The organism is Aeromonas hydrophila subsp. hydrophila ATCC 7966, assembly GCF_000014805.1.
GTDB lineage: Bacteria > Pseudomonadota > Gammaproteobacteria > Enterobacterales > Aeromonadaceae > Aeromonas > Aeromonas hydrophila.
Map to the genome: position 1 here is coordinate 4652620 of NC_008570.1, position 17041 is coordinate 4669660.

General features: G+C 64.6%; 16 protein-coding genes. 8 read left to right on the plus strand and 8 right to left on the minus strand.

The genetic code is table 11. The features are described 5' to 3' along the window. Positions 1–2: 2 nt before the first annotated feature. The 4 genes from ilvD to ilvG all read right to left on the minus strand — a co-directional run bounded on the left by ilvD (position 3) and on the right by ilvG (position 4840). On the minus strand, positions 3–1844 hold the full coding sequence (gene ilvD / locus AHA_RS21220) for a dihydroxy-acid dehydratase (protein ID WP_024945527.1): 1842 nt from the start codon (positions 1842–1844) through the stop codon (positions 3–5). A 144-nt stretch (positions 1845–1988) separates the two neighbouring features. Continuing rightward, positions 1989–2933, minus strand: a complete 945-nt coding sequence (locus AHA_RS21225) for a branched-chain amino acid transaminase (protein WP_011707859.1) — start codon at positions 2931–2933, stop codon at positions 1989–1991. A gap of 12 nt (positions 2934–2945) precedes the next feature. Continuing rightward, positions 2946–3197: an acetolactate synthase 2 small subunit gene (ilvM, locus tag AHA_RS21230; RefSeq protein WP_005306810.1), complete on the minus strand. Its 252-nt coding sequence runs from the start codon at positions 3195–3197 to the stop codon at positions 2946–2948. Next, positions 3194–4840, minus strand: coding sequence for an acetolactate synthase 2 catalytic subunit (gene ilvG, locus AHA_RS21235; RefSeq protein ID WP_011707860.1), 1647 nt, complete (start codon positions 4838–4840; stop codon positions 3194–3196). The genes ilvM and ilvG overlap by 4 nt, the downstream gene beginning before the upstream one ends. A 383-nt stretch (positions 4841–5223) precedes the next feature. Here ilvG and AHA_RS21240 point away from each other — a divergent pair, with 383 nt between their 5' ends. The 3 genes from AHA_RS21240 to AHA_RS21250 all read left to right on the plus strand — a co-directional run bounded on the left by AHA_RS21240 (position 5224) and on the right by AHA_RS21250 (position 8723). Continuing rightward, the gene (locus AHA_RS21240; protein ID WP_011707862.1) at positions 5224–6738 is read left to right on the plus strand and encodes a YifB family Mg chelatase-like AAA ATPase; all 1515 of its coding nucleotides are present in this window, start codon (positions 5224–5226) and stop codon (positions 6736–6738) included. Between the two features lie 120 nt (positions 6739–6858). Continuing rightward, positions 6859–7773 (plus strand): acyltransferase, encoded by a 915-nt coding sequence (locus AHA_RS21245; RefSeq protein ID WP_011707863.1) that lies wholly within the window; start codon positions 6859–6861, stop codon positions 7771–7773. Then, a complete protein-coding gene (locus tag AHA_RS21250; protein ID WP_016352357.1) occupies positions 7767–8723 on the plus strand; it encodes an acyltransferase in 957 nt (318 codons plus the stop codon). The genes AHA_RS21245 and AHA_RS21250 overlap by 7 nt, the downstream gene beginning before the upstream one ends. Here AHA_RS21250 and AHA_RS21255 read toward each other — a convergent pair. Together AHA_RS21255 and AHA_RS21260 are read right to left on the minus strand one after the other, a co-directional pair. Continuing rightward, positions 8669–9154, minus strand: a complete 486-nt coding sequence (locus AHA_RS21255; RefSeq protein ID WP_011707865.1) for a DUF523 domain-containing protein — start codon at positions 9152–9154, stop codon at positions 8669–8671. The genes AHA_RS21250 and AHA_RS21255 overlap by 55 nt on opposite strands. 97 nt (positions 9155–9251) lie before the next feature. After that, complete coding sequence (locus AHA_RS21260; protein WP_011707866.1) at positions 9252–9902, minus strand: NUDIX hydrolase; 651 nt, start codon at positions 9900–9902, stop codon at positions 9252–9254. 75 nt (positions 9903–9977) lie between these two features. Here AHA_RS21260 and AHA_RS21265 point away from each other — a divergent pair, with 75 nt between their 5' ends. The 5 genes from AHA_RS21265 to phnE all read left to right on the plus strand — a co-directional run bounded on the left by AHA_RS21265 (position 9978) and on the right by phnE (position 15156). Further along, positions 9978–10613, plus strand: coding sequence for a nicotinamidase (locus AHA_RS21265; RefSeq protein WP_011707867.1), 636 nt, complete (start codon positions 9978–9980; stop codon positions 10611–10613). A 101-nt stretch (positions 10614–10714) separates the two neighbouring features. Next, entirely contained in the window at positions 10715–11893 is a 1179-nt protein-coding gene (pncB, locus tag AHA_RS21270) for a nicotinate phosphoribosyltransferase (RefSeq protein WP_011707868.1), read from the plus strand. A 124-nt stretch (positions 11894–12017) separates the two neighbouring features. Continuing rightward, positions 12018–12863: a putative selenate ABC transporter substrate-binding protein gene (locus AHA_RS21275; RefSeq protein WP_011707869.1), complete on the plus strand. Its 846-nt coding sequence runs from the start codon at positions 12018–12020 to the stop codon at positions 12861–12863. Continuing rightward, complete coding sequence (locus AHA_RS21280; RefSeq protein WP_011707870.1) at positions 12860–13621, plus strand: phosphonate ABC transporter ATP-binding protein; 762 nt, start codon at positions 12860–12862, stop codon at positions 13619–13621. Before AHA_RS21275 ends, AHA_RS21280 begins: the two co-directional genes overlap by 4 nt. Continuing rightward, positions 13621–15156, plus strand: coding sequence for a phosphonate ABC transporter, permease protein PhnE (gene phnE, locus AHA_RS21285; RefSeq protein ID WP_011707871.1), 1536 nt, complete (start codon positions 13621–13623; stop codon positions 15154–15156). Before AHA_RS21280 ends, phnE begins: the two co-directional genes overlap by 1 nt. Positions 15157–15259: 103 nt before the next feature. Here the strand turns inward: phnE and AHA_RS21290 are convergent, their stop codons facing one another. Both AHA_RS21290 and AHA_RS21295 read right to left on the minus strand, forming a co-directional pair. Further along, entirely contained in the window at positions 15260–15868 is a 609-nt protein-coding gene (locus AHA_RS21290) for a thiol:disulfide interchange protein DsbA/DsbL (protein ID WP_011707872.1), read from the minus strand. A 137-nt stretch (positions 15869–16005) separates the two neighbouring features. Continuing rightward, positions 16006–16995, minus strand: coding sequence for a serine/threonine protein kinase (locus AHA_RS21295; protein WP_011707873.1), 990 nt, complete (start codon positions 16993–16995; stop codon positions 16006–16008). Positions 16996–17041: the final 46 nt, after the last annotated feature.

Sequence of the window (17041 nt, forward strand, 5' to 3'; positions counted from 1 at the left end):
GTTTATTCCCCCAGCATCGAACGATCGCGCACCGCACCTTTATCGGCGCTGGTGGCGAACATGGCGTAGGCGCGCAGGGCAAAGGAGACCTGACGCTGGCGATCGAGCGGCTTCCAGCCACGGGCTTCGACGGCGACGCGGCGGGCAGCCAGCACGCTGTCGGCCACCTCCAGCACCATGCTGCGGGCCGGGATGTCGATGTTGATGATGTCGCCATCCTCCACCAGACCGATAGTGCCGCCGGAGGCCGCCTCCGGCGAGACGTGGCCGATGGAGAGACCCGAGGTGCCGCCGGAGAAGCGACCGTCGGTGATCAGGGCGCACGCCTTGCCAAGCCCCATGGACTTGAGATAAGTGGTGGGGTAGAGCATCTCCTGCATGCCAGGGCCCCCTTTCGGGCCTTCGTAGCGGATCACCACCACTTCACCGGCCTTGACGGTGCCATCCAGAATGCCCGCAACCGCCGTGTCCTGGCTCTCGAATACCCGGGCCGGGCCACGGAAGGTGAGGTTCTCCTCATCCACCCCGGCAGTCTTGACGATGGCACCGTTCAGCGCCAGGTTGCCGGCGAGCACGGCCAGGCCCCCTTCCAGGCTGTAGGCGTTGTCCAGCGAGCGGATGCAGCCTTCGGCGCGGTCCAGATCCAGCTCCGGCCAGCGGCAATCCTGGCTGAAGGCCTTGGTGGTGCGGATCCCGGCCGGGCCGGCGCGATAGAAGTCCACCACCTCCTGACTGGGCTGGCGGCTGACGTCGTATTCGGCCAGCAGCTCCACCAGCGAGGTCCCCAGCACGTTGCGGGTATCCCCGTGCACCAGACCCGCTTTTTCCAGCTGGCCCAGAATGGCGACCACGCCGCCGGCACGGTGCACGTCTTCCATGTGGTATTTCTGGGTGGAGGGCGCCACCTTGCACAGCTGGGGCACCTTGCGCGACATGCGGTCGATGTCGGCCATGGTGAAGTCGACGCCCGCCTCCTGGGCCGCCGCCAGCAGGTGCAGCACGGTATTGGTGGAGCCGCCCATGGCGATGTCGAGCGCCATGGCGTTCTCGAACGCCGCCTTGGTGGCGATGTTGCGCGGCAGCGCCGAGGCATCGTCTTGCTCATACCAGCGCTTGGCCAGGGTCACGATGCGCTGGCCCGCCAGCTTGAACAGCTGCTCGCGGTCGCTGTGGGTCGCCAGCAGCGAGCCATTGCCCGGCTGGGAGAGACCCAGCGCCTCGGTCAGACAGTTCATGGAGTTGGCGGTGAACATGCCGGAGCAGGAGCCGCAGGTGGGGCAGGCGCTGCGTTCCACCTGTTCGCTCTGGGCGTCGGAAACCTTGGGGTCGGCGCCCTGGATCATGGCGTCCACCAGGTCCAGCTTGATGATCTGGTCGGAGAGTTTGGTCTTGCCCGCTTCCATCGGGCCGCCGGAGACGAAGATCACCGGGATGTTGATGCGCAGGGCGGCCATCAGCATCCCCGGGGTGATCTTGTCGCAGTTGGAGATGCAGACCATGGCGTCGGCGCAGTGGGCATTGACCATGTACTCCACCGAATCGGCGATCAGCTCGCGCGATGGCAGGGAGTAGAGCATGCCGCCGTGGCCCATGGCGATGCCGTCATCCACGGCGATGGTGTTGAACTCCTTGGCCACCCCGCCTGCGGCTTCGATCTCGCGGGCCACCAGTTGGCCCAGATCCTTGAGGTGAACGTGGCCCGGAACGAACTGGGTGAAGGAGTTGACCACGGCGATGATGGGCTTGCCGAAATCCTGATCGGTCATTCCGGTGGCGCGCCACAGGGCGCGGGCCCCGGCCATGTTACGTCCGTGGGTGGTGGTGGCGGATCTCAACTTCGGCATGTCTCTACTCCCTGAATGCCCAGCGGGCTCATTATCTTTGGAAATGAAAAGTGACTCTCGGATCGGGAATCGATCCTGGTGAGGGCACAGCGCAGTGCCCTGACCGGAAGCGACTCGGGGAGGCATGGCGCCTCCCCTCTGCAATCAGTCGTTAACTGGCGTCAGCCAGCCCCACTTGTCCTCGGTCTGGCCATTGAACAGGCCAAAGAAGGCGTTTTGCAGCTGCTCGGTCACCGGGCCGCGGCAGCCAGCGCCCACCTTCATCCGATCGACGGAGCGCACCGGGGTCACCTCGGCCGCCGTGCCGGTCATGAAGATTTCGTCTGCGACATAGAGAGCCTCGCGGGGCAGCGCCTGCTCGCGCACCTCGTAACCCAGATCGCGGGCCAGCGTCATGATGGTGTCACGGGTGATGCCGGGCAGGATGGCGGCGGTAGCGGGCGGGGTAAACAGCACGCCGTTCTTTACCAGGAACAGGTTCTCCCCCGCCCCTTCGCTCAGGTAGCCGTTCACGTCCAGCGCCAACCCCTCGGCGAAGCCGTTGCGCTTGGCCTCCCGGCTGATCAGCTGGGAAGAGAGGTAGTTGCCGCCCGCCTTGGCGCCGGTGGGAATGGTGTTGGGAGCGAGCCGGTTCCAGGAGGTAACACAGACATCCACCCCGTTTTTCAGCCCCTCTTCCCCCAGATAGGCGCCCCACGGCAGGGCGGCCACCATCAGGTCGGCCTTGGCATCCAGCGGCGGATGCAGCCCCAGCCCCACGTTGCCGACAAAGGCCAGCGGGCGCAGATAGCCGCTCTTCAGGCCGTTCTCGCGCACCACGGTGCGGCAGGCTTCATTCACGTCGGCCTCGCTGTAGGGAACATCCATCCAGTAGATCTTGGCGGAGTCGAACAGGCGGCGGGTGTGCTCCTGCAGACGGAAGATGCAGGTCCCCTTGGGGGTATCGTAGGCGCGCACCCCCTCAAACACCGAGGAGCCATAGTGCAGGGCGTGGCTCATCACGTGCACCTGGGCATCCTGCCAGGGCACCAGTGTGCCGTTGAACCAGATGTATTGCGGGTGAGTGGCTGATTGGGAAGGCTGTGACATTGGCTTGGCTCCTTAAGCTCTGATCCGGGGTTGCTGTTCCAGTGCATCGACCCGGGAAACGTCCACCAGCTTCACCAGCTGGCTCCACAACTGCTGGATGGGACGCACCGACTCGACAGTAACCGTGATCCGCAGTTGTTGGCAATCCTGCTCCATGTTGAGGGCGCAGAGGTTGAAACCGCGGTGACGAACCACCCGCAGCACCCGCTCCATCACTTCAGGTCTGGGCTGGGCATGGATTTGCAAGGTATTGAACTGACTCATGGGCGTAGCTCCATCATCTGGTGGTTGGCGACTCCTGGCGGAACCAGGGGCCAGACGTTTTCTTCCTCTGAAATGGCCACATGCAGCAGGTAGGCACTCTCGCTGGCCAGCAGGCGATCGAGGGCGCCGGCTATCTGATCCTTGCATGTGATGGTTTCGCCGGGGATGCCGAAGGCGGCAGCCAGGGCGATGAAATCGGGGTTGTCGGAGAGGATGGTCTCGCTGTAGCGGCCGTCGAAGAACAGCTCCTGCCACTGGCGCACCATGCCGAGGCGCTGGTTGTCCAGCAGCACCATCTTCACCTTGAGCTGGGCCCGGCGGATGGTGCCAAGCTCCTGCACGTTCATCATGAAAGAGCCATCGCCGCTCACCAGCACCACTTCATCCTCCGGGCGCGACATCTTGGCGCCGATGGCGGCCGGCAGGCCGAAGCCCATGGTGCCGAGACCGGCGCTGGAGAGGTGGTTGCGCGGGCTGGTGAAGCGCATGTGCTGGGCCACCCACATCTGATGCTGACCCACGTCGCAGGCCACCACGCTGGTCTCCGGCAACCTGGCAGAGAGCTGCTTGAGCAGCGCCGGGGCATAGATGGGCTGACCGGGATGGTCGTAGCGAAAGGCATACTCGCGGGCCATGTTCGCGCAGTGCTCACGCCATGGGTCGATGGAGAGGGACATGGCGAGGCGCGGCAGCACCTGTTTGAGATCCTGGGTGATGCCCACCTCGGCGGCGCGGCGCTTGCCGAACTCGGCGGCGTCCACATCGAGGTGGATCACCTTGGCTTCGGGGGCGAACTCCTCCAGCTTGCCGGTCACCCGATCATCGAAACGGGCCCCCACCACCAGCAGCAAGTCGCACTGCTGCACCGCATAGTTGGCGGCCTTGGTGCCGTGCATGCCGAGCATGCCGAGATAAACGGGGCTGTCGGGATCCAGCGCCCCTATCCCCTTGAGGGTGGTGACCGCCGGCATGCCGGTCGCGGCGGCAAACTCGCGCAGCTGCTGTTCGGCATTGGCCATGCCCACTCCGCCGCCGACGTAGAGCACCGGGCGCTCGGCGGCGGCCAGCAGGGTACGGGCAGCCGTCAGTTCGGCCTGGCTCAGATGCTCGGGCTCTGCCACCGCAAACAGCGGGCTCTGGGTTGGCACCTTGGCCAGTTGCACATCCTTGGGCAGGTCGATCAGCACCGGGCCCGGGCGCCCCTCACTGGCGATGGCGAAGGCTTCGGCGATCACCTGCGGCAGATCGGCCACATCGGTCACCATGAAGGAGTGCTTGGTGCAGGAGAGGGACATGCCGAGCACATCGACCTCCTGAAACGCATCGGTCCCGACGGCGGCGCAAGGCACCTGACCGCTGATGGCCACCAGCGGCACCGAATCGAGCAGCGCCTCCGCGAGGCCAGTTACCAGATTGGTGGCGCCGGGGCCGGAGGTGGCGATGCAGACCCCCACCTGACCGGAAGCGCGGGCATAACCCACCGCCGCCATGGCGGCACCCTGCTCGTGGCGACAGAGCTGATGGGCCAGGCCACCGTCATACAGGGCATCGTAGACCGGCATGATGGCCCCGCCCGGGTAACCAAACACCTGAGTCACACCTTGTTGCTTGAGAGCCTGTACCAAAAACTGCGCGCCGTTCATCTGGAAAATCCTGTCCTGTGGTCGAAAAAAAACCCCCGAGCTGTGAGGCTCGGGGGTCGCTTGTTTCGTTCTGTCCGGTGGTGGGTCTATCCCTTGTTCCGTGCAGCTAAACGAGCCCCGAGCGGTGAGATAATAATCACCACTAGGACCACAATAATGCTGACGAAACGGGAGGCCATGTTCATAGTTACAACCGGAAATCCTGTGAAATGGGGCGGTTTTTACCGCGAATGGCTATTAGAACTAGCACGGTGATTTTTATTGGGCAAGCGTTTTTTGCCTGACAAGACTCTGATTTTGACTGAGTCCGAACGCATCGATTGGAACAAAAAACTAATAAAAAACGGTTAACCAGCACATACATCAAACCAAGGACGGGATTTATGTCATTAGCTGTGGTTTATAGCCGTGCCAGCTTGGGTGTCGCGGCCCCGCAAGTGACGGTGGAGGTGCACCTCTCCAACGGTTTGCCCGCCTTCAACATGGTGGGCCTGCCGGAAACCTCGGTGAAGGAGTCGCGGGATCGGGTGCGCAGTGCCCTGCTCAACGGCAATTTCGAGTTCCCTTCCAAACACATCACGGTCAATCTGGCCCCAGCCGATCTGCCCAAGGAGGGGGGCCGCTTCGATCTGGCCATCGCCATCGGCATCCTCGCCGCTTCCAAGCAGATACCCGCAAAATACCTGCTCGATCACGAATTTTTAGGCGAACTGGCCCTGACCGGCGAGATCCGCCCCGTGCTCGGGGTACTGCCCGCCGTGCTCGCCTGCCGCGACGCGGGGCGCACCCTGCTGGTACCGCGAGAAAACGGCCCCGAGGCCTCCCTCATTCAGGATGCCGAGGTGCGCACCGCCCATCAGCTGCTGGCCGTCACCGCCTGGCTGGCAGGCCAGTACGAACTGCCACTGCCGGATCCCCAGACCACGGAGGCCCTGCCCGATGTGCCGGACCTGCAGGACGTGATCGGCCAGTCTCAGGCCAAACGGGCGCTGGAGATCGCCGCCGCCGGCAGCCACAACCTGCTGTTCATCGGCCCACCCGGCACCGGCAAGAGCATGCTGGCGAGCCGCTTGCCCGGCATTCTGCCACCACTGAGCGAGCAGGAGGCGCAGCAGACCGCCGCCATTCACTCCATCGGCGGCCTCACCCCGCGCGCCGGTCACTGGCATCACAGACCCTATCGCACGCCGCACCACAGCGCCTCGGCCGTGGCGCTGGTGGGAGGCGGCAGCCACCCACGGCCCGGTGAAATATCCCTGGCCCACAACGGCGTACTGTTTCTGGATGAGCTGCCGGAGTTCGAGCGCAAGGTGCTCGACTCCCTGCGCGAGCCGCTGGAGACGGGCCACATCACCATCAGCCGGGCCGCCCGGCAGGTGGATTTTCCCGCCCGCTTCCAGCTGGTCGGCGCCATGAACCCCAGCCCTTGCGGGCACTATGGCGATGGCCAGACCCGCTCCAGCCCGGATCAGATCCTGCGCTACCTCGGCAAGCTCTCCGGCCCCTTTCTCGACCGCTTCGACCTGACGGTGGAGGTGCCGCTGCTGCCCAAGGGCAGCCTGACCGGCAAGGCTGAGCGGGGGGAGTCGAGCCAGCAGATCCGCGAGCGGGTACTGGGGGCGCGGGAGCGCATGCTGAGCCGCAACGGCAAGCTCAACAACCTGCTTGATAGCCGTGAAATCGAAGAAATTTGCCGCTTATCGCCGCAGGATGCCGAGTTTCTGGAGAATGCCATCCAGAAGCTGGGGCTCAGCATCCGGGCCTGGCACCGCATCCTGCGGGTGTCGCGCACCATAGCCGATCTGGCAGGACGACAGGCCATCGAGAAGGAACACCTGATCGAGGCGCTCGGCTACCGGGCCATGGACCGGCTGCTGTCGCGGCTGCGCAGCGGCTGATACGGGGCAGGAAGCGACCGCGATGGCCCCTTGCATGGTCTCGCGGGCCGTCGGCTGATATTATGGCCACAGATCTGACCACTTGATGGCCCCTTATCGACAGCAAGACGGACCCGACCCATGCCCAACAAGCTGATTGAGCGACTGCGCGGCAGCCTCTCGACCCTGCTCTATTTTCTCAACACCCTGTTCTGGTTTATCCCCATCCTCACGCTGGGCCTGCTCAAGCTGTTGCTGCCCCTCAAGGGGTGGCGCACCCTCTGCAACGCGCTGCTGGACGGCTGTGCCGGCTGCTGGATCGGTTTCAACAACCTGATCCAGAAAACCATCATCAGAACCCCTTTCGATGTGGTCGGAGTGGACAAAGGGCGCCGGAATGAGTGGTATATGGTGATTGCCAACCATCAATCCTGGGTCGACATACTGGTACTGCAGCGGATTTTTAATCAAAAAATCCCCTTCCTGAAGTTTTTCCTCAAGAAAGAGCTGATTTGGGTACCTTTTCTCGGCCTGGCCTGGTGGGCGCTGGATTTCCCCTTCATGCGGCGATATTCGCGCAAGTTGCTGGAAAAGAAGCCGCATCTGAAGGGAAAAGACATAGAGACCACACGCCAGGCCTGTGCCAAGTTCCGCCATATTCCGGTCAGTGTGATGAACTTCGTGGAGGGCACCCGCTTCACCGTCCGCAAACACGACAAACAGGCAGCACCCTATCGCCACCTGCTGCACCCGCGGGCTGGCGGCATCGCCTTCACTCTGGCGGCCATGGGGGATCAGCTGCACAAGCTGGTGGATGTGACCATCGCCTATCCCGACGGCATCCCCAGTTACTGGGACTTCATGTGCGGTCGGGTCAAGGAGATCAAGGTTCGAGTCCGCTTTTTGCCGATCGAACGCAATCTGGTGGGGGATTACTTCAATGACCCCGAGTTCCAACAAGAGTTTCAACAGTGGCTGAACGGGATCTGGCACGAGAAAGACCAGACCCTGGATCAGCTGCTGGCGGACAAGACGCCCTCAACGACGCCATGCTAACCCTGCTCCCGGGTCCGCTGGTGCTGCTCATCAGCGCCGGCCTGACCATACTGTTTACCGCCCTGTGCGCCAGCCTGATCCTGCTGGTGTCACTGGCCAAGCTGCTGCTGCCGATCCCGGCCTTTGGCCGTGCCTGCAGCCGGCTCAACAACCGTTTCATGCGCCTGTGGCTGGCCTGCAACGCCCTGGTGATCCGCCTCACCACCCGCATCGACTGGCAGGTGGAGGATGACACCCGGCTGCGCAAGGATGGCTGGTATCTGATCGTCAGCAACCACATGAGCTGGACCGATATCGTGGTGCTGGGTCATCTGTTTCGCGACCGGCTGCCGGTGCCCAAGTTCTTCATGAAGCACGAGCTCATCTACATACCGCTGCTGGGGCTGGCCTGCTGGGGGCTCGACATGCCCTTTATGCGTCGCTACTCACGGGAGTTTTTGCTGAGGAACCCGCATCTGCGCGGCAAGGACATCGAGACCACCCGCAACGCCTGCGAGAAGTTTCGCCACATCCCCACCACCGTCATCAACTTCGTGGAGGGGACCCGCTTCACCGAGGCGAAGCGCGACGCCTCCCGCTCCCGTTACCAGCACCTGATGTCACCCAAGGCGGCAGGGCTAGCCTTCACCCTGGCGGCCATGGGAGAGCAGTTCGACAGCCTGATCAACGTCACCATCAGCTACCCGGACAACCCCGAAACCCCCTTCAAGGATTTCCTGATGGGGCGGATGAAGCGCATCCGGGTACGGATCGAGGAGCTGCCGGTTGATGAGCAGCTGGTGGGGGATTATTTCAACGACAAGCAGTTCAAACGCGGCTTCCAGCAGTGGCTGAACCAGCGCTGGCAGGAGAAGGACGCCGTGCTGGCGCAGTGGCAGGCAGCCGATGCAGCGGCTCAGGCCGAGCCACAGGCAGCCAAGGCGAGCGCCGAGGCCAGCTCGGGCAGCTGATCCTCGCTGAACACCCGGATGCCGTGGCGGCGCAGCAGGGCCGTGGTCATGCCCTCGCCCGCCACGGATTGCCCTTCGAAGCGGCCGTTGTAGATGCGACCGCTGCCGCAGGAGGGGCTCCCCTCCTTCAGCAGGGCGAAGCGAATGCCCTGAGCCTGGCAGAGTTGCAGCGCCAGCCGGGCGCCGTGATCGAACTCGGCCGTCACATCCAGTCCACTCTCGGTCACCACCCGCTCGCCTTGCCGTTCGGCAGGGGGGCGCGGGGTCGGCAGGCCGCCCGCCACCTCGGGGCAAAACGCCAGCGCTCGCCCTTCAGCCCCCAGCTCGCGCAGCCAGTCGCTGACGATCCCCTTGCTCTGACCGTCGTAGCGCACCGGCTGGCCCAGCAGACAGGCGCTGACCAGCACCTTGTGCACGTTGGTCTCACTCATGCTTTGCTCCCCCGCTGGCTAAAACCTGGGCCCTCGTCGCGCAACGAACATGGACCCAGCAGACAAGCACTCACCAACACACGAATGGGATTCGCACTCATGCTTCCGCTCCGTTCATCACCTGATCGAACATCACGCAGCAGGGGCTCTCCATCCGGTAGAGAATGGCGGGGCGCTGCTTGCCGGTACGCTTGCGGCCGGTATCCAGCAGGATGCCGGCGCGGTGGATCCGCTTGCGAAAGGCCGCCGTGTTCATCGGCGTCTGCAGGATGATCTCGAAAGCGCGCTGCACCTCGGAGAGAGTGAACTCGGCCCCCAGCAGTTGCAGCGGCAAGGTGCTGTAACGGCTCTTGATCCGCAGCCGCTCCAGCCCCCGGGCGATCAGCTGGGTGTGGTCGAAGGCGAGGCTGAGCCCCGGCAGATCACAGAGCGGGTGCCAGCAGCCGTGCACGGCTTCGACCTCGGAGTCCACCAGGCAGAGATAGACCAGGGTGGTGGACCAGCCACGAGGATCACGCTCCAGATTGCCGAGGGTGCAGACCTGCTCGCTGTAGCAGTGGCCCAGCCCCCACTCGGTCAGCAGGCGATGGCGAGCCGCGTCCAGATCCCGATCCCGGGTCTCGTCGATGCGCAGCGCCGGCAGTTGCCAGCAGTGGGCAAAGGGTGGGCGATCGCGGGTCTCAAGCAGCAGCTCGAGCCGCTCCTCGTTCAACCGCAGCACCACCATATCCAGACTCATTCTCAACATGCCGATCGCCCTGCTCGCCTTCGATTAATGTTTGGTAGATAATATCACACGAATAGTATGTGCAGGAGCCACTCAATGGGAACCGTCGCCAGCCTGGATATTGATGCGCAGAAGGGCTTTACCCCCCTCTGCCCGAACGAACTGCCCGTCGCGGGCGGGGATGATATTGTGGCTGCGCTCAACGCTCAGGCCACCCTCGCCAGCCTGCGGATCGGCAGCAAGGATTCGCATCCCGCCAACGCCGCCTGGGCCGTCAGCGATCCCGCCGGCATGTTGCTGCCGCTGGACCTGCCCAACGCCGACCTCACCTGGCCGGTGCACTGCGTGCCGGGTACCCGCGGCTTCGAACTGCTCGACGGCCTGCCGGCCCCGGTCGATTACGACTTCTTCGTCTGGAAGGGGGTCGAGCCGGATCTGCACCCCTACGGCACCTGCTTCCACGATCTGGCCGAGCGCCGCAGCACCGGACTCATCGAGTTTCTGCACGCCCGCGGCGTCACTACCGTACTGGCCGGCGGCCTCGCCACCGACTACTGCGTCAAGACCAGCGTGCTGCAGCTGCGCCGCGCCGGCTTCCGGGTGATCGTCCATCTCGATGCCTGTCGTGGCATCGCCCCCGAGACGGTTGCCAGCGCCCACACCCAGATGATCGAGGCCGGCGCCGAACTCGCCCAGAGCCTGATCGATGTACAACGCCTGCTGGACGCCTGATATGCCCCTCATTCTCATCAGCCTGCCCGATACCGGCGTCTGCAATCTACAAAAGCGGCAGGGGAGCGCTCTTGCGTTCACCCGCCTGCGGGGAGTCTGATATGCCACCCATACTCAACAGCCTGCTCGATACAGATGCTTACAAGCTGCACATGCAGCAGGCGGTGTTTCATCGCTATCCGGATGCCGAGGTGGTGGCCGAGTTCCACAGCCGCAACGAAGAGGATCTGCTGCCCATGATGGGCCAGATCGAGGAGCAGCTGCACCTTGCCGGCTCGCTGCGGCTGACCAGGCCCGAGCTCAACTTCCTGGCCGAGCGCCCCTTCTTTACCGCCGATTACCTCGACCACCTGCGCCGCAAGCCGCTCGATGCCTCCCTGCTCAAGGTGTTCGAGCAGGACGGTCGCATCAACGTGCGGGTCGAGGGCCCCTGGCAGGACGTGATCCTGTGGGAGATCCCGGTGCTCGCCATCATCAGCGAGATGCGCAACCGCTTCCGCTACCCCCAGTTCGGCGTCACTCAGGCGCTGGAGCGGCTCGATCAGAAGATCGACAAGCTGGAGCGGGAGCTGAGCCGGGAAGAGATGAACGAGTTCAACCTCATCGACTTCGGCACCCGGCGCCGCTTCTCCCTCGCGGTGCAGGATGCGGTGGTGGGTCGCCTCAAGGAGCGGCTGCCGGCGTTTCGCGGCACCAGCAACTACCTGCTGGCCCAGAAATATGGCCTGCCGGCGGTGGGCACCCAGGCCCACGAGTGGTTCCAGGCCCACCAGCAGCTCGGCTTCCCGCTCGAACACAGCCAGCGGGCCGCCCTCACCAGCTGGCTGGATGAATTCACCAATCACCTCGGCATCGCGCTCACCGACTGCATCACCATGGATGCCTTCCTGCGCGACTTCGACTTCGAGCTGGCCAGCCGCTATCAGGGGCTGCGCCACGACTCCGGCGATCCCGTGGTGTGGGGCGAGAAGGCCATCAGCCACTATCAGCGGCTCGGCATCGATCCCACCGAGAAGACGCTGGTGTTCTCCGATGGCCTCAACCTCGACAAGGCGGTCGAGTTGTTCCGTCACTTCCGCGGCCGCATCAACACCAGCTTCGGCATCGGCACCAAGCTCACCTGCGATCTGCCCGGCGTCAGCCCGATGAACATCGTCTTCAAGCTGATGGAGTGCAACGGCGGCCCGGTCGCCAAGATCTCCGACAGCCCCGGCAAGACCCTGTGCCGGGATGCGGACTTCATCCGCAACCTCAAGCAGGCCTTCCACGTCGGGGTGTAACGCGCCTTTTTGCGGGGCCCATCTTGCGCAGAGCGCCGCTGGCCCCCTACCATGACCCCTTTGCAAGGTCCGACTCGTGTCGGGCCTTTCTCTTGCCCGCACGACAGACCACAAGGAACTGCCTATGACCTCAAAATGGATATTTGCCCTCACTACCCTGCTGACCTGCCTGGGCGCCACCGCCGCCGAGCCGCTGCGGGTCTCCGCAATCCCGGACGAAGCCCCCACCGAACTGCAGCGCAAGTTTGCCCCGCTGGGTGAGTACCTGGCCGAGAAGACCGGCCGCGAGGTCGTGTTCGTGCCGGTCAACGACTATGCCGCCGTGGTCGAGGCGCTGGCGGCCGGCAAGCTCGACATGGCCTGGCTCGGGGGCTTCACCTATGTGCAGGCCCATCGCCGGGCCGACAAGGTGGTGCCGCTGGTACAGCGTCAGGAAGACGCCCAGTTCACCTCCAAGTTCATCGCCAACGCCGACAGCGGCATCAAGACCCTGGCCGGCACCAAAGGCAAGGACTTCGCCTTCGGTTCCCCCTCCTCCACCTCGGGCCACCTGATGCCGCGCCACTTCCTGGCCGAACAGGGCATCAACCCTGAGCGTGACTTCGCCCACGTCGCCTTCTCCGGTGCCCACGATGCCACCGTCGCCTGGGTTGCCTCCGGCAAGGTACCGGCCGGCGCGCTCAATGCCTCGGTGTGGGACAAGCTGGTGGAAGAGGGCAAGGTCGACACCGCCAAGGTCAAGGTGATCTGGACCACGCCGACCTACTTTGACTACAACTGGACGGTGCGCGGCGACCTGGACCCGGCCCTGCAGGAGAAGATCAAGCAGGCCTTCCTCAGCCTGGATCCTGCCGTCCCGGCCCAGGCCGAGATCCTCAAGCTGCAACGGGCCAGCCGTTTCATCGAGACCAAACCAGAGAACTACCAGGGCATCGAAGCGGCCGCGACCCAGGCTGGTCTGCTGAAGTGATCGCCGTTGCGCTGGACGGGACAGGGCTGCGGCTCGGCGAGAATCGCATCCTGCATCCGCTTTGCCTGCAGATCGAGGCGGGAGAGTGTGTCGCCATCATAGGGCCGAGCGGCGCAGGCAAGACCAGCCTGCTGCGGCTGATCGGTACCGAACTGCGCGGTGAAGGCAGGCTCGCCCTCTGGGAGCAGGATCCCTGGAGCCTCTCCACCCGGGCCCGCCAGCGGCTGCGCAGCCGGATCGGCATGGTCTGGCAGCAACCGCCGCTGCCCGCCTCCCAGTCGGTGGTGACCGCCGTGCTGGCCGGTCGGCTCGGCCAGTGGTCCCTCGGCCGCGCCCTGCTCTCCCTGCTGCGCCCCTGCGACCCAGCAGGGGCGCGGGCCGAACTGGCACGCCTCGGCCTCGCCGACAAGTGGCTGCAGCGCTGCGGCGAGCTCTCAGGTGGCCAGTTGCAGCGGGTCGGCATCGCCCGGGTGCTCTATCAGCAGCCGGACCTGATGCTGGCCGATGAGCCCGTCTCCGCCCTCGATCCCGTGCTCGCCAAAAGCAGCCTGGACGCCCTGCTGGCGCAGGCACGCGCCCGTGGCAGCACCCTGATCGCCAGCCTGCACGCGGTCGAACTGGCGCTCGATCGCTTTCCCCGCATCATAGGTCTGCGCGAGGGGCGGGTGCAGTTCGACTGCCCCGCCACCGCCGTCACCCCGGCCATGCTGGCCGAACTCTATGCCGGCGAGCAAGAGGCGCTGCCGTGCATCGGCTGATGAACCGCTGGCGCCATCCCCTGCCCTGGCTGCTGGCCCTGGTCGGCTACAGCCTGTGGCAGCAGGCCGACGGCTGGCTCGGCCTGCTCGAAGGCCAGAGCTGGCGACAGATGGGCAATTTTCTCGCCGCCAGCTGGCCACCCCGGCTGGATCAGGACTTTCTCGCCCTGACCCTGACCGCCACCCTGGAGAGTCTGGCCGTGGCGACTCTAGGGCTGGCCGGCGCCCTGCTGCTCGGCATCCCGTTTGCCCTGCTCGGCTCCCGCGCCCTGTCGCTGGCCGAGCTGGGCCCCATCCCCAACCCGCTGCGCGGCGCCTTGCGCGCCTTCAGTCGGTTCCTCGCCATCCTGCTGCGCAGTCTGCCCGAGCTCATCTGGGCGCTGCTGTTCGTGCGCCTGTCCGGGCTAGGCCCCCTGGCCGCCATCCTGGCCATCGCCGTCAGCTACAGCGGCATGCTGGCCAAGGTCTACAACGAGATCATGGAGAGCGGCGCCCTGCAACCGGCCCGCGCCCTGCTGCTCGGTGGCAGCAGCCGGCTGCAGGCGCTCTGGTACGGCGTGCTACCTGCGGTGCGCCAGGAGCTGCTCTCTTACACCGTCTATCGCTGGGAGTGTGCCCTGCGCGCCTCCGTCATCATGGGTTTCGTCGGTGCCGGCGGGCTCGGCCAGCAGCTCGAACTCTCGTTGCGCATGTTTGCCGGCGGCGAGGTGGTGACCCTGCTGCTGGCCTTCATCCTGCTGGTGACCCTGGCGGATGGCCTCAGCGCCTGGCTGCGCCACACCCGTTCCCCCGGTCTGCAACTGCTGGCCTGCCTGGGACTGGCCAGCGCCATAGCGTTGCATCAGCTCGACTGGCGCATGCTGAGCTTCTCCCTCGGCGGACTGGGCCAGTTCATCGGTGAGTTTCTGCAACCGGACTGGTCACCCCCCTTCCTGCTGACGGTCGGCACCGGCCTGCTCGATACGGTGCAGATGGCGCTGCTGAGTACCCTGTTGAGCGCCCTGCTGGCGCTACCGCTGGCCTGCCTCGCCCGCCACTGCTGGCCGCTGCGGCTGTTGTTCAACCTGCTGCGATCCGTGCCCGAGCTCATCTTCGCCAGCCTGCTGGTGATCGCGGTCGGGCTGGGGCCGGTGGCGGGCATACTGGCGCTCACCCTGCACACTACTGGGGTGCTTGCCCGGCTGTTCGTGGAGACACTGGAGAATGCGGATCAGGCCCCTCGCCTCGCCCTGCAGTTGAGCGGCGCCGGCCCCACGGCCAGTTTCTGGTATGGGCTGTTCCCGCTGGTGTCACGCCAGTGGCTGGCCTACAGCCTCTATCGCGGCGAGATGAACCTGAGGGCCGCCACCATCCTCGGGGTGGTGGGTGCAGGCGGGCTGGGGCAGCAGCTCTATGTGTCGCTGAGCCTGTTCCGTTACGATCAGGCTGCCACCCTGATCCTGGCCATCCTGCTGCTGGTCTGGCTGGCGGAGGCCATCAGCAGACGCACCCGGTTGCCGCGCCCCGCACCCTCCCAGCGGGACTGCCAGATCTGAGGCCGGGTTCCTGGTCGATGTCATGCTGACCAGGCTCAGGCCCCAAAAAGCAAAAAGCCCGCCGGTTTGCACCGGCGGGCTTTTTTCATCGGGTCTGGCGGGATCAGTCTTTCTTGGCCAGCAGGAATTTCACCAGCTGGTTGAACTGCTCCTGGGAAGTAATGGATTCGATCTTCACCATGTACTTGCCGTTGACCAGGAAGGCCGGCACACCGCGGATGTTGTAGCTCTCGGTGTTGCGGTCAAACTGGGAGACCATGCCGGAGACGGCGAAGCTGTCGACGGCACCGTCGAACTCCTCGGCCGGTACGCCGTTGTCCACGAAGATCTGCTTCACGTCGGCACGGCTCTGCGGGTACTGACGCTGGGTGTGGATCTTGTCGAAGATGGCCGGGGTCAGCTTGCCTTCAACATTCAGCAGGCTGGCAACGGCGTAGGCACGCTGCATCTCCGGACCCATCTCGCGGCCCAGGAAGGCCACCGGGTTTTTCTTCATCGGCACGCCTTCCGGCAGGTTCTTCTTCAGATCCTCGGCAATCGGCTCGAACTTGGCGCAGTGGGGGCAGTAGTAGGAGAAGAACTCCAGCACTTCCGGTTGGGCGCTACCGGTCTGTTTGACCACATCGTAGTTGACGCCTTCCTTGAATTCGGGGGCGGCGTGAACCATGGGGATCATCAGCATGGCAGCAAGGAAAAATAGTACTTTTTTCATGACGTTTCCTGTTAAGGGATCACTGTGAGGCACGCCCGGCGAACCGAAGCAGTGCCAAGCCTATTGCGTCACCACTGCGCAGTCAATGGTCAAGCTGGGTACGCGAGTCCCGCCCGCCGCCCGCTCTCTTTCCCTCATCACCAGCCAGGCGTCAGCGTCAGGGGCGGTGCCTTGAGCGCTTCCAGCTGGTCGTGCAGGGTCGCGATCTGCTGGCGCCAGTAGTGATCGGTGTTGAACCAGGGGAAGTGGCGCGGGAAGGCGGGGTCTTCCCAGCGCCGGGCCAGCCAGGCCATGTAGTGGACGATGCGCATGGCCCGCAGCGGCTCGATCAGCGCCAGCTCGCGCGGGTCGAACTCCATGAACTCTTCATAGCCCGCCAGCAGGGTATCGAGCTGGATCAATTGCTCGTGACGCTCGCCGCTCAGCATCATCCAGAGATCCTGGATGGCGGGGCCGCTGCGACAGTCATCGAGATCGACGAACATCGGGCCATCGCGCCAGAGGATGTTGCCCGGATGGCAGTCGCCATGCAGGGAGATCTGGGCCACGTCCAGGGTCATGGCGTCACTGACATGCTTGATCAGCTCGTCCAGTACCCCGAAGAAGGACTTGGCCAGCCCGCTCGGCAGCCACTCGCCGGACGCCAGCAGCTGACGCGGCTCGTGCAGCATGCTCTCCACATCGAGCCGGACTCTGTGGTGGAAGGGGCGGCTGGCCCCTATCTGGTGGATGCGGCCGAGGTAGCGCCCCACCCACTCCAGCTGGTCGAGGTTGTCCACCTCGAACTGGCGTCCTCCCACGCTCTGCCAGATGGCAAAGGGGTAGCCCAGATGCTCCAGCAGGGTCTCGCCGGCAAAGGCGATGGGGGCGGCAACCGGGATCTCCGCCTCATTGAGGCGGGCGGCAAAGTCGTGCTCTTCGAGGATCTGGGCCCGGCTCCAGCGACCGGGACGGTAGAACTTCACCACGTAGCGGCGACGATCTTCATCCTGAAACTGGTAGACCCGGTTTTCGTAGCTGTTGAGTTCGATGAGACCGGAGTCGATACGCAGGCCGCTGAGGTCCAGCGCATCCATGATGAGATCGGGATTGAGGTCGGAATAGTTGAAACGCATGTCATCCACCATGAGAAAGGGGCGCCGTTGCGCCCCATTCTATCACTACTGCTTATCA